This is a genomic window from Aeromonas sp. 600886 (assembly GCF_049174935.1).
GTDB classification, from domain to species: Bacteria; Pseudomonadota; Gammaproteobacteria; order Enterobacterales; family Aeromonadaceae; genus Aeromonas; species Aeromonas veronii_A.
In genome coordinates, this window is the sequence record NZ_JAAKUB010000009.1 from 145,345 (window position 1) to 157,490 (window position 12,146).

General features: G+C 60.4%; 9 protein-coding genes and 1 tRNA gene. 7 read left to right on the forward strand and 3 right to left on the reverse strand.

Features of this window, described 5'->3' with window-relative positions; all coding sequences use genetic code 11:
- Window positions 1-32: 32 nt before the first annotated feature.
- Window positions 33-1,193: a cystathionine gamma-synthase gene (gene metB, locus G5179_RS09565; RefSeq protein ID WP_421258266.1), complete on the forward strand. Its 1,161-nt coding sequence runs from the start codon at window positions 33-35 to the stop codon at window positions 1,191-1,193.
- Between the two features lie 11 nt (window positions 1,194-1,204).
- Window positions 1,205-3,661 carry a bifunctional aspartate kinase/homoserine dehydrogenase II gene (locus G5179_RS09570; RefSeq protein WP_139461914.1) on the forward strand — a complete coding sequence of 819 codons (2,457 nt, stop codon included), beginning with the start codon at window positions 1,205-1,207 and terminating at the stop codon, window positions 3,659-3,661.
- Window positions 3,662-3,754: 93 nt separating this feature from the next.
- Here G5179_RS09570 and G5179_RS09575 read toward each other — a convergent pair whose 3' ends face one another.
- Together G5179_RS09575 and G5179_RS09580 are read right to left on the reverse strand one after the other, a co-directional pair.
- Entirely contained in the window at window positions 3,755-5,020 is a 1,266-nt protein-coding gene (locus G5179_RS09575) for an inorganic phosphate transporter (protein ID WP_005343043.1), read from the reverse strand.
- 25 nt (window positions 5,021-5,045) lie between these two features.
- On the reverse strand, window positions 5,046-5,726 hold the full coding sequence (locus G5179_RS09580; protein ID WP_005340244.1) for a TIGR00153 family protein: 681 nt from the start codon (window positions 5,724-5,726) through the stop codon (window positions 5,046-5,048).
- Window positions 5,727-5,895: 169 nt separating this feature from the next.
- On the opposite strand from G5179_RS09580, the gene G5179_RS09585 reads away from it, so the two are divergent.
- Window positions 5,896-6,864, forward strand: coding sequence for an inorganic triphosphatase (locus G5179_RS09585; protein ID WP_421258267.1), 969 nt, complete (start codon window positions 5,896-5,898; stop codon window positions 6,862-6,864).
- A gap of 67 nt (window positions 6,865-6,931) precedes the next feature.
- Here the strand turns inward: G5179_RS09585 and dapA are convergent, their stop codons facing one another.
- Window positions 6,932-7,804 (reverse strand): 4-hydroxy-tetrahydrodipicolinate synthase, encoded by an 873-nt coding sequence (dapA, locus tag G5179_RS09590; protein WP_043820620.1) that lies wholly within the window; start codon window positions 7,802-7,804, stop codon window positions 6,932-6,934.
- Between the two features lie 280 nt (window positions 7,805-8,084).
- Between dapA and rsmC the strand changes: the two genes are divergently transcribed.
- From rsmC to G5179_RS09610, 4 genes are all read left to right on the forward strand, one after another.
- Window positions 8,085-9,113: a 16S rRNA (guanine(1207)-N(2))-methyltransferase RsmC gene (rsmC, locus tag G5179_RS09595; RefSeq protein WP_421258268.1), complete on the forward strand. Its 1,029-nt coding sequence runs from the start codon at window positions 8,085-8,087 to the stop codon at window positions 9,111-9,113.
- Window positions 9,114-9,264: 151 nt separating this feature from the next.
- On the forward strand, window positions 9,265-10,482 hold the full coding sequence (glgC, locus tag G5179_RS09600) for a glucose-1-phosphate adenylyltransferase (protein WP_216952148.1): 1,218 nt from the start codon (window positions 9,265-9,267) through the stop codon (window positions 10,480-10,482).
- Window positions 10,472-11,932, forward strand: a complete 1,461-nt coding sequence (gene glgA, locus G5179_RS09605) for a glycogen synthase GlgA (RefSeq protein WP_058058561.1) — start codon at window positions 10,472-10,474, stop codon at window positions 11,930-11,932. Before glgC ends, glgA begins: the two co-directional genes overlap by 11 nt.
- Window positions 11,933-12,060: 128 nt before the next feature.
- A tRNA-Leu gene (locus G5179_RS09610) sits at window positions 12,061-12,146 on the forward strand.

The window sequence follows — 12,146 nt, forward strand, 5'->3', positions numbered from 1 at the left end:
CCGGCGTGTGAAGAGACATCAAGGAGAGTGATATGACCCACAAGGCCACCCTGGCGGTTCGCACCGGGATTGAGACAGACCAGCAACACGGTGCCGTGGTGCCCCCCATTTACCTCTCCAGCAACTACACCTTTGCCGACTTTGGCGAGCCCCGTCAATACGATTATGCCCGCTCCGGCAATCCGACCCGCACCAATCTGGCGGACGCGCTGGCGGCGTTGGAAGGGGGAGCTGGCGCCGTGGTTACCGGCACCGGCATGGGCGCTATCCATCTGGTCACCACTGCCCTGCTCAAGGCGGGGGATCTGCTGATCGCCCCTCACGACTGCTACGGCGGCACCTGGCGTCTGTTTGAGTATCTGGCGGCCAAGGGCCACTACCGGGTGCAGTTTGTCGATCAGGGTGACGAGGCCGCTCTGGCCGCCGCGCTGGCGCAAAAGCCTGCGCTGGTATGGGTGGAGACCCCCTCCAACCCGTTGCTGCGGGTGGTGGATATCCGCGCCATTGCCAGCGCCGCCCACGAGGTGGGTGCGCAGGTGGTGGTGGACAACACCTTCCTCTCCCCCCTGCTGCAACAACCGCTGGCCCTCGGTGCCGACGTGGTGGTGCACTCCACCACCAAGTACATCAACGGTCACTCAGACGTGGTGGGCGGAGTGGCGATTGCCAAGGAGGCAGCACTGGCCGAGTCGCTGGTGTGGTGGGCCAACTGTCTGGGGCTCACCTCCGGGGCGTTCGACTCCTACCTCACCCTGCGCGGCCTGCGCACTCTGGCCCCCAGATTGCGCACCCATCAGGAGAACACCGACCGCATCCTCGCCTTCCTGCAACAGCAGCCGCTGGTGAAACGTATCTATCACCCCAGTCTGCCGAGCCATCCGGGCCACGATATTGCGCGCCGTCAACAGTCCGGCTTCGGCGCCATGCTAAGTTTTGAACTCGATTGCAGCGAGGCAGGCATTCGCGCCTTCCTCGCGGCCCTCACCCTCTTCTCGGTGGCCGAGTCCCTCGGCGGGGTGGAGAGTCTGGTGGCCCATCCGGCCAGCATGACCCACAGGGCCATGACCCCGGCGGCGCAGCAGGCAGCAGGCATCAGCGCCCAACTGCTGCGGTTGTCGGTCGGTATTGAACACGGTGAAGACCTGGTGGCCGATCTGGCTCAGGCTTTTGAACAAGCGCAGCAGGCAGAATAGGTAGCGAAGTAATGGAACAGCAGCAACAAGGAGAGATCGCGGTGGCCACAGAAGCAGGATTGAAGCGACGTCACGTCCACAAATTTGGTGGCAGCAGTCTGGCGGATCCGGTCTGTTATCGCCGGGTCGCCAGTATCGTTGAACAACAGGTGGGCGGGGATGAACTGATCGTGGTCTCCGCCGCCGGCAAGACCACCAACCGACTGATCCAGCTGGTGGAGCTGGCCGAAGCGGGGGACGAAGCCGCCGGTGAAGCCATCTCCGCCCTGCAGGCCTATCAGCAGAGCCTGATCGACGGCTTGCTGGAGGGTGAACTGCAGCTCGATCTGAGCAAGCAGCTGGCCGACGACATGCAACTAATAGCCAAAACGCTGGAGGGACAGTTTGACCGCTTCGCCCGCAACGGCCTGCTCGCCTTTGGCGAAGTGTGGTCGGCGCGCCTGCTGGCGGCCCTGCTCACCAGCCGAGGCGACAAGGCTATCTGGCTCGATGCCCGCAGTTTCCTGCGCGCCGAGGATGGCGCTCTGGTCAAGGTGGATACCGCCCTCTCCAGCGAGCTGCTCAAGGCGCGGCTGGCCGAACATGCCGGTCGCATCGTGGTGACCGGCTTTATCGCCGCCGACATGGAGGGGCGCTCCCTGCTGCTCGGTCGCAACGGATCCGACTACAGCGCCAGCCTGTTGGCGCTGCTGGCGGACGGCGAATCCACCACCATCTGGAGCGACGTGGCCGGGGTCTACAGCGCCGACCCGCGTCGGGTGAAAGAAGCGCGTCTGCTGGAGCGCCTGAGCCTCGCCGAAGCCAACGAGCTGGCCCGTCTTGGCTCCTCGGTATTGCACTCGCGCACCCTGCAACCTGTGGCCGACAGCCGCCAGCGCCTCACTTTGCGCTGCAGCTACAACCCGGATGAGGGCTGCACCCATATCCTGCGCCGCGCCCCCCGCTCCGGCGGCGCCCGCATCGTCTCCTCGGTGGATCAGATCGCCCTCATCGAGCTGAAGGTGCTGCCGCAGACCAACTATGAACAGACGGTGGCCACCATCGAGGCCCATCTGGCCCGTCACCGCCTCAACCCGCTCACCCTGCAGCGCCAGCCGGATCGCCGGATCCTGCGCCTCGCCTACACCCTCGAGGTGGCACAAGGCGCCTTCGAGCTGCTGCGCGACTTCCAGCTGCAAGGGAGCTTCACTGGCCTCATCCAGAAAGAGGGATACAGTCTGGTAGCGCTGGTCGGCGCCGGTGTCACCGACAACGCGGAGCAGTGTCACCGCTTCTATCAGCTGCTGGCAGATCAACCACTGGAGTTCGTACAGGTGGCCCGAGATGGCCTGAGTCTGGTGGCCGTGCTGCGTCAGGTAGTGCTGGAGCCGCTGCTCATCGCCCTCCACAGCGCCCTCTTCAGCCGCCCGACCCGGGTTGGACTGGTGGTGTTCGGCAAGGGCAATATCGGCGGCCACTGGCTGAGCCTCTATGCCCGCGAAAAGGCACGGCTGGAACATGAACTCAATCTGGCGCTCACCCTCTACGGGGTGTTCAGCTCGGAAGGGGGCCTGCTGGATGAAGAGGGACTCAACCCCCTCAAGGTACAGGACAACTTCAATCCCAAGCCGCTGATCTGGCCGGAGTTGCTCTCCCAGCTTGAGCAGCACGGCTTCGACGCGCTGATTGCGCTGGACATGACCGCCAGCGAAACGGTGAGCCGCTACTATCCGGATTTTGCCCAGCTCGGCATTCACATCATCGCCGCCAACAAGTTTGCCGGTGCCGCAGACAGCGAGTTCTATCAGCGCATCAAGCAGACCTGCCGTGACCATCAGGTGCAGTGGCGCTACAACGCCACCGTGGGCGCCGGGCTGCCGATCCAGTCCAGCATCCAGATGCTGCGCCAGAGCGGCGACCGCATTCAGGGGGTCTCCGGCATCTTCTCCGGCACCCTCTCCTGGCTGTTCCAGCAGTATGACGGCACCCGCCCCTTCTCCGAGCTGGTGGACGAGGCGTGGCAGCACGGTCTGACCGAACCGGATCCCCGCGAAGATCTCTCAGGTCAGGATGTGCGGCGCAAGCTGCTTATTCTGGCACGGGAAGCGGGCTTCGAGCTCGACTCCGCCGATATCGAGCTGGAGAATCTGGTGCCCGTTACGCTGCGCAAGGTGACCGCCGATCAGTTTATGGACAGACTGAAAGAGCTGGATGGCCCGATCCAGACCGCCTTCGAAGGGGCCAAGCGCCTCGGCAAGGTGCTGCGCTACGTGGCCCGCTTCGAGCATGACGGCAAGGCGCGGGTCGGACTGGAGGCGCTGGAGCCCCACCACCCGTTTGCGAACCTCTTGCCGTGCGACAACATCTTCGCCATCGAGAGCGACAGCTACCGCACCAACCCGCTGGTGATCCAGGGGCCGGGGGCGGGTCGGGAAGTGACCGCCGCCGCTATCCAGTACGATCTGTGGCAGATCTGCGCCAGCCTCTAAGGCAGATTGCAAAGGGAGCAGCACCTCAGCTCCCGCGCACAATAAAAAAAGCCCGAGTCGATGACTCGGGCTTTTTGCTGAATGCCGCTTCGATTAGGAGAAGCAGGCCTGCAGCACGTAGAAGATGGCGATAGCCAGAATGGCACCTGCAGGCAGGGTGATGATCCAGGAGACCACGATGTTGCGCAGTACCCCCAGATTCAGCGCCGCAATACCGCGCGCCAGACCGACACCCATCACAGCACCGACCAGGGTCTGGGTGGTGGAGATGGGCAGACCGGTACCGGAGGCAATCACCACGGTCGCGGCAGTCGCCAGCTGGGCAGCAAAACCACGGCTCGGGGTCAGGTGAGTGATGCCGGTACCGACCGTCGCCATCACCTTCTCGCCCATAGTCGCCAGACCGATCACGATACCGATACCGCCGAGGGGTAGGATCCACCAGGCAATGGCTGCCTGACTGGAAATCTCGCCACCGGAAGCCACGATCGAGGCCACCGCAGAGAGCGGGCCAATGGCGTTGGCCACATCGTTGGAGCCGTGGGCAAAGGCCATGGCACAGGCAGTGATCACCATCAGGATGCCGAACACCTTCTCCACGTTGGCGAAGTGCATCTTGCTGTCATCCTGCGGGTTGTACTTCTGGCCGCGAATGTAGATCCAGCCGGCAAACGCCACTGCGATGGAGATGGCAATCGAAAGCAGAATGCCCTCGCCATCGCTCAGGTGCAGACCGACGTGGGTCAGCCCCTTCTTGATGGTCACCAGACAGATCACCAGCGCAGTCAGGAACATGTAGAACGGCACATAGCGCTTGGCGTTGTTCAGGGGATCATCGGTGTTGAAGATAAGCTTCTGCACGCTGATGAACATGAAGTAGGCGATGACACCGGAGATGGCCGGGGTGATGACCCAGGAGCCGACGATGCCGCCAAACTTGCTCCACTGCACCGCTTCCGGGCCAATGCTCACCACAGCGAAACCGACGATGGCGCCGATGATGGAGTGAGTGGTCGAGACAGGCCAGCCGAAGTAGGAGGCGAGGATCAACCAGGCGCCTGCCGCCAGCAGGGAGGCGATCATGCCGAGCACCAGCAGATCCGGGCTATCGACAAACGCATTGCTGTCGATGATGCCGTTACGGATGGTGGCCGTCACTTCGCCACCGGCCAGATAGGCACCGGCAAATTCGAAGATCATGGCAATGATGATCGCCTGACGAATGGTCAGGGATTTGGTGCCGACCGATGTGCCCATGGCATTGGCCACGTCATTCGCGCCAATGCCCCAAGCCATCAAAAAGCCGAACAAGGCCGCCACGAGCACCAGAGTGGTGCCGTAATTCGCGATAATGTCCATTAGTAGTGTTTACCCAGTCAGTCGATTACGAACGAGCCAGCATCAGTTCCAGACGGGCGCCTACGCGCTCAGCCTGATCTGCCAGGTCACCTACCCATTCGAGGATCTTGTAAAGGAACATCACATCGATCGGATTGTAATTGTGCTCAACCGCTTGCAGCTGTTGGCGCAGTCCGATCTGCATGGTGTCTGTATCGTCCTCGATCAGATCCAGCTGGTGGATCATCTCGGCAACCATTTCCACTTCCCGTCCTTTGAAGCCGGTCTCGAGCAGCTCGTCGAGCTCCCCGATCGCTTTCTCGGCCTGAGCGGTCGCATCAATACAACGTTTGAGGTAAGCCATGAAATCCGTCCGCATTTCAGCGGGGAACTCCATGCGACGGCCAAGCATGCGGCCGGAGATATCCTTGGCACGGTTGGCAATCTTGTCTTGCTGGGTCAACAGCTCCAGCAGGTCGGTACGTGCAACCGGCAGGAACAGGCCGCGAGGCAGTTTCAGACGGATTTCACGCTTGAGGGTATCTGCCTCTTTTTCCAGCTGGGCGATCTGCTGCCGGATCTTCTCGGCATCTTCCCAACGGTCTTCGGCAACGGCGTCAAAGAAAGGAACCAACTGCTGGGAGCACTGGTGAACCTTGACGATATGCTTCTGCAGCGGCTTGATGGGGGACTTGGCAAAAAGCCCCAAAATAGTATTTACTGGCATGGCCAAACCTGTGTCGGTGAAAAAACACTCGATACGATTTTATGAGGCGCGCATGGTAACCGAACTGCGCCCTCAATTAAACCGCGAATTAATCTAGTCGTCTCGCGGGCATTATATCCCCGCGACCCGAATCCTGCCCCCCAAAGTTGTCTGCCAGCCCGGAATGACTATGCAAACTGAGATCGAGATAAAGTTTTTTGTCGCCCGCGACATTCAAGCCGAGTTATCCAACCTGCTGAATTCTCTTGAGATTAAAGAATCGTCACAACAGCAGCTAGGCAACGTCTATTTCGATACGCCGACCCAGGCTCTACGCCAACTGGATATGGGGTTGCGCATTCGCCGCTGCGACGCCTTCGCCGAACAGACCATCAAATGCCGCGGCCAGGTGGTGGGCGGCCTGCACGCCAGACCCGAGTACAACGCTCCCGTGAGCGGCGATCTGCCGACTCTCTCGGCCTTTCCCGATGAGATTTGGCCGACCCTGACCGAGCGTGATCACATTCAGCAGCAGCTGGTCGCCCAGTTTCGTACCGACTTCCTGCGCCGCCATTGTCTGATCGCCTTCGAGGGGGCCGAGATTGAGCTGGCCTGGGATCAGGGAGAGATAGTCGGCAGTCAGGGCAGCACCACCATCAACGAGCTGGAACTGGAGCTCAAATCAGGTGCTACCGCGGCGCTGTTTGCACTGGCCCAACGCCTCGCCAGGATCGGCGGGCTGCGCCTCGGCGCCCAATCCAAGGCCCAGCGCGGCTATCGACTGGCTGGTCTTGGCAAACCGCTGGCCCTGCAGGCGCTGGTCGAACATGAAGGTATGGATGGCATAACGGGGGTAAGCGAGGGGCTGCGCCACTGGCAGCATCACGAGCAGCTCTGGCTGGAGCATCCTCAGGATAAAGGCATTCAACAGCGGGCACTCGCAGCCCTGTGCCAAGGGATCGATCTGGTCGCCCGCAGTGCGGCCACGCTGCCACAACCAACGCCCTGGCTGCCAGCATTGTCCAGCCTGCACGCCCATCTGCAAGCCCAATCGGGCAAGCAAAACGAGTGGCCTGCAGAGCTGGCCGAGCTCTTCCTCTATCCGGCATATGTCGAGTTGCAACTGGCCATCGCCGCCTGGCTGCATCACGCAGCCTGAGTGGGGCGATGTCGTAAATACAAAAGCCAAAAACAAAACGGGTGAGCCTTGGCTCACCCGTTTTGCATTACAGCAGGTTGAGCTGCTGCATGGCGCTGCGAATGCGCTCGCGAGTCGCCTCCGACAGTGGCATCACTGGTAGACGGCACTCCTCGCTGCAGAAACCGAGCAGAGAGGCTGCATACTTGGCACCAGCCGGGCTCGGCTCGGCAAACATCGCCTGATGGAGCGGAATGAGCTTGTCTTGCAGCTCACGCGCCTCTTGCCACTTGCCCGCCAGCGTGAGGTTCTGCACCTCGGCCACCAGCTTGGGCGCCACGTTGGCGGTCACCGAGATACAGCCCTGACCGCCGCCGATGTTGTAAGCAACCGCAGTGGCATCTTCACCGGAGAGCCAAGCGAAGGGCTTTTTGATCAGCTGGCGCTCGGTCCAGGGGCGCGCCAGATCGCCGGTGGCATCTTTCACCCCGGCAATGCGCGGCAGCTCGGCCAGACGGGCCAGGGTCGCGGGTTGCACGTCAACGATGGCGCGCGGCGGGATGTTGTAGACAATGATCGGCTTGGCGGTGGCATCGTGTACCGCCTTGAAGTGGTGGTAGAGCCCCTCCTGATTGGGGCGGTTGTAGTAACCGGCCACATGCAGAGTGGCATCAGCCCCCACCCGCTCGGCATGGAGGGTGTACTCGATGGCTTCGACCGGATTGTTGGAGCCCGCTCCGGCAATCACCGGAATACGGCCAGCGACCTGTTTGACCACCAGCTCCACCACCCGGCAGTGCTCGTCGTGGGTCAGGGTCGGGCTCTCCCCCGTGGTACCCACCGGCACAATGCCGTGAGTACCCTGCTCGATATGCCACTCCACCAGACGCAGCAGCGCCTCTTCATCCAGCTTTCCCTGTCGAAACGGGGTGATCAACGCAACGATTGAACCTTGAAACATGGGATCTCCTTCTCCTAAATGACGCGCATATGGCAATAAAAAACCCCGGTACGATGTGCGCAACCGGGGTTTGAAGCTTCTCAGGGATGAGAGGTTACGCGCGAACGTCGGCAGGCCCGAATTTCAGGCTTTTTTTGTGCTTTCGTTTCGACCCGTTGAACCGCATTTCGTCATCTCTGGTCAAAAAATGGTGTCTGGGCATATTTCGGGAACACGGCATAAATGTCAAGGCGAAAGGGGCTATGTATAATGGCCGCCCCAAATTGCGTGGAGAGACCCGATGAGCAGCCCTATCAGTGCCGTCAGCCAGATGCTGGAACGAAACCAAGCCCTCTTTGTCGGCAAGCGGCTACTTGTCTGTGGCGCCCTGGAGGATGACTACCCCCGCCAGCTGGCGAGCCTGGCCCGGACCCTGACCGTCTTTACCACCGATTACTGCTACTACCGCAGCCAGCAGGCCGCCCTCGGCGAGGCGATCCTGTTTGACCACCAGCTAGGTGGTGCCCCCCGCTTCGATGCCCTGTTGCTGCTGATGCCCAAGGCCAAGGCCGAGGCACAATATCTGCTGGCCATGATGACCCCCTTGCTGGAAGCGGGTGCCGATCTGTTCCTGGCCGGTGAAAACCGCGGCGGCATCAATGGCGCCGACAAGCTGCTGGCCCCCTATGGCGAAAAGCCGATAAAGCGCGATTCGGCGCGCCGCTGCTCGCTCTATCACGGTGAGCTGAGCAAGCCGGTTGAACCTTTCAATCTGGATAGCTGGTTTGGCCGCTATCAGTGCAAGGCGGATGATACCGAGCTGACCGTGCTGGCGCTGCCCGGCGTCTTCAGCGCCGCCGAGCTGGATCTCGGCACCCAGATGCTGCTGGCCGCCGTGCCACCGATGAAGGGCGAGCTGCTCGATTTTGGCTGCGGCGCCGGGGTAATTGGGTCTGTGCTGGCCAAGCGCAATCCGGATCTGCGGGTCAACATGGTGGATATCAGCGCGCTGGCGCTCGAATCGAGCCGCCGCACCCTGGCGATCAACGGTCTGCAGGGCAAGGTCACCGCTTCCGATGTCTATTCGGATGTCTCCACCCGTTTCCAGCACATCGTCTCCAACCCGCCATTCCATGCGGGTCTCAAAACCTTCTATGCGGCGACCGAGCAGTTCCTGGCCAAGGCGCCGGAATTTTTGCTGCCAAATGGTTCGCTGACCATTGTTGCCAACGCCTTCTTGCGCTATCAGCCTATACTGGAGACACACTTCAAACGGACTGAAGTGATCAGCAGTGATGCCAAATTCAAGGTCTATCTGAGCAAAGTGTAATTAAGTGTAAGCAGTACAAGAAAACAGCTAGAGAGCCCCATACGGGATCTGGTAAGGTACTAAGAGCACGATAAAAACCACCCCTTTAGGGGTGTTTTTATACCGAGCTTTGAAAACCTTTTCATGTTGTTCATTCAGGGAGAGAAATACGATGGCTGGCATTTTGACCATGATCTTGGCTGGTGGCGAAGGTACTCGCCTGCAGCCTCTGACCACCACCCGCAGCAAGCCTTCCGTCCCCTTCGGTGGCAGCTACCGGCTGATCGATTTTGTCCTCAACAACTTCGTCAACGCAGACTTTCTACGCATCTATGTACTAACCCAATTCAAATCCCAGTCCCTCTATCTGCACATGAAGAAGGGGTGGAATATCGTCGGTATCACCGACCGCTTTATCGATCCCATCCCGGCCCAGATGCGGATGGGCAAACGCTGGTATGACGGCACCGCCGATGCCATCTACCAGAACCTCGGCTTTATCGAGCGGGCCGAACCGGATCACGTCTGCATCTTCGGCTCCGACCACATCTACAAGATGGATGTGAGCCAGATGGTCACTTTCCACAAACAAAAAAATGCTGCCATGACAGTCGCGGCCCTGCGCATGCCCATCGAAGAGGCGAGCGCCTTCGGGGTGATCGAGGTAGATACCGAAGGACGGATGATCGGCTTTCAGGAGAAACCGAAGCAGCCCAAGCACATTCCCGGCGATCCGACCCAGGCGCTGGTCTCCATGGGCAACTACATCTTCGAGACCGATGCCCTCTGCCGTGAGTTGAAGCGGGATGCCGCCGAGGAGAACTCCAGCCACGACTTTGGCAAGGATGTGATCCCGAGCCTCTACCCGCGCGCCCCCGTCTATGTCTATGACTACAGCACCAACGTCATCCCCGGCGAGAAACCGCACGTCTACTGGCGGGATGTGGGCACTCTCGACTCTTATTGGCAAGCGCACATGGACCTGGTGGCCGACAATCCCCCCTTCTCCCTCTATAACCGCAAGTGGCCACTGCACACCCACTATCCGGCGCTGCCACCAGCTACCTTCATCGACAGCGACGAGTGCAAGGTGAAGATAGCCAACTCGCTGATCTCCGCCGGTTGTTTCATTCAGGGCAGCCAGATCCAGCGCTCCATCCTCGGTTTCCGCTGCAATATTGGCCCCTGCAGCCACATCAGTGAGTCCGTGCTGCTGGGGGATATCAAGATTGGTGAGGGGTGCTCCATCCGGCGCGCGATCATAGATAAAAACGTTGAAATTGCGCCCGGCACCGTTATCGGTGAAAATCTCGACCACGATAGAGAGCGATTTACCGTATCCGAAGGCGGTATCGTGGTGGTACCTAAGGGAGCAAGAGTTGGCTATTAACCCACTGAAAATCCTGTTTGTTGCCTCGGAGGTTGAGGGGCTGGTCAAGACCGGGGGCCTGGCCGATGTCGCCAGAGCCCTGCCGATGTACCTGGCCCAGAAGGGGCATGATGTCAGGATCATGCTCCCCTTCTACAAGACGATAAAGCGACGGGATGAGGCCAGACTGGTCGCTTCTCGCTGGTTGCCAACCCACCCCGGGCTGCCGGATATCGGTTATCGTATCTACCAGATGGAGCTGGATGGCGTCTGCGTCTATCTGCTCGATTGCCCGCAATATTTCGATCGTCCCCAGCTCTACGCCGAGAACAATCAGGCCTATCCGGATAATGGCGAGCGCTTTGCCTTCTTCTCGGCCGCGGCCCTCCATGCCTGCGAGCAACTCGGCTTTGCGCCGGACATCGCCCACTGCAACGACTGGCACACCGGCCTGCTGCCGCTGCTGCTGAAAACCCGTCATGCCCACAACCCCTTCTTCCAGCAGACCCGCAGCGTGATCAGCATTCACAACGCGGCGTTTCAGGGGGTGTTTGGCCGCGAGCAGTTCTGGGCCATGCCCGAGATCGCCGACTACGAACGCCGCATCAACTACGACTACGGCCACGTCAATCTGCTCAAATGCGGGGTGCTCTACGCCGACAAGATCAATGCGGTCAGTCCCAACTATGCCCAGGAGCTGTTGACTCACCTCGGCGCCCACGGCATGGCGCATATCTTCCAGCAGCGGGCGGCAGATCTCTGCGGCATCCTCAACGGCTGCGACTACAAGGACTGGGATCCTGAGTTCGACGAATTCCTGCCTGCGACCTACAGCATCGACAACATGGCTGGCAAACAGATCTGCAAAGAGAGCCTGCAGCAGGAGGCGGGGCTGGCCGTGGCGGACTTGCCCATCTACGGCATGGTTTGCCGCCTGACCGAGCAGAAGGGCGTTCCCCTGCTGCTCCCTGCGCTGGAGAAATTCCTCCACCATCAGGTACAAGTGGTGATCGTCGGCTCTGGCGATCCTGCGCTCGCCACGCAACTGCAAACCATGGCCCGGGATTATCCGGGCAAGCTCGCCTTCATCAACACCTATGACGATCGGCTGGCTCATCTGGTCGAAGCCGGTGCCGACTTCTTCCTGATGCCCTCTCTGTTCGAGCCTTGCGGCCTCAACCAGATGTACAGTCTCGCCTATGGCACCCTGCCACTGGTGCGCGCCGTGGGGGGTCTGAAAGATACCGTGGTGGATTGGGATGCGGATCCCGAGCATGCTACCGGCTTCTGCTTCAACGATCCGACTGCCGCCATCCTGCTCGATACCATGCGCCGCAGCCTGCTCTATTTCCTGCAGGACAAGGAGCGTTTTGCCAAGGTGCAGCGCAATGCCATGAGCACCCGTTTCAACTGGCCTGACTCGGTCACCCAGTATGAACGGATGTATCAGAACGCATTGGGCCGTTACTGAATGCCAGACGTCGGCTAATTGCTGAAGTTTTGTACCCTTGGCGCCACTTTGGGCGTCAACAGCGAAAAAAGTCCCCTTTGGCTGTTGACGCTCCCCCAAAACTCTATAGAATCCCCCTCCGCAGTGATGCGAAGGTGGCGGAATTGGTAGACGCGCTAGCTTCAGGTGTTAGTGTCCCACGGATGTGAGGGTTCGAGTCCCTCTCTTCGCACCA

Bases quoted from the DNA above. Each gene is read 5' to 3' on its own strand.
- metB (WP_421258266.1), top strand. From the start codon at position 33: ATGACCCACAAGGCCACCCTGGCGGTTCGCACCGGGATTGAGACAGAC.
- glgC (WP_216952148.1), top strand. From the start codon at position 9,265: ATGGCTGGCATTTTGACCATGATCTTGGCTGGTGGCGAAGGTACTCGC.
- G5179_RS09570 (WP_139461914.1), top strand. From the start codon at position 1,205: ATGGAACAGCAGCAACAAGGAGAGATCGCGGTGGCCACAGAAGCAGGA.
- G5179_RS09575 (WP_005343043.1), bottom strand. From the start codon at position 5,020: ATGGACATTATCGCGAATTACGGCACCACTCTGGTGCTCGTGGCGGCC.
- dapA (WP_043820620.1), bottom strand. From the start codon at position 7,804: ATGTTTCAAGGTTCAATCGTTGCGTTGATCACCCCGTTTCGACAGGGA.
- rsmC (WP_421258268.1), top strand. From the start codon at position 8,085: ATGAGCAGCCCTATCAGTGCCGTCAGCCAGATGCTGGAACGAAACCAA.
- G5179_RS09580 (WP_005340244.1), bottom strand. From the start codon at position 5,726: ATGCCAGTAAATACTATTTTGGGGCTTTTTGCCAAGTCCCCCATCAAG.
- G5179_RS09585 (WP_421258267.1), top strand. From the start codon at position 5,896: ATGCAAACTGAGATCGAGATAAAGTTTTTTGTCGCCCGCGACATTCAA.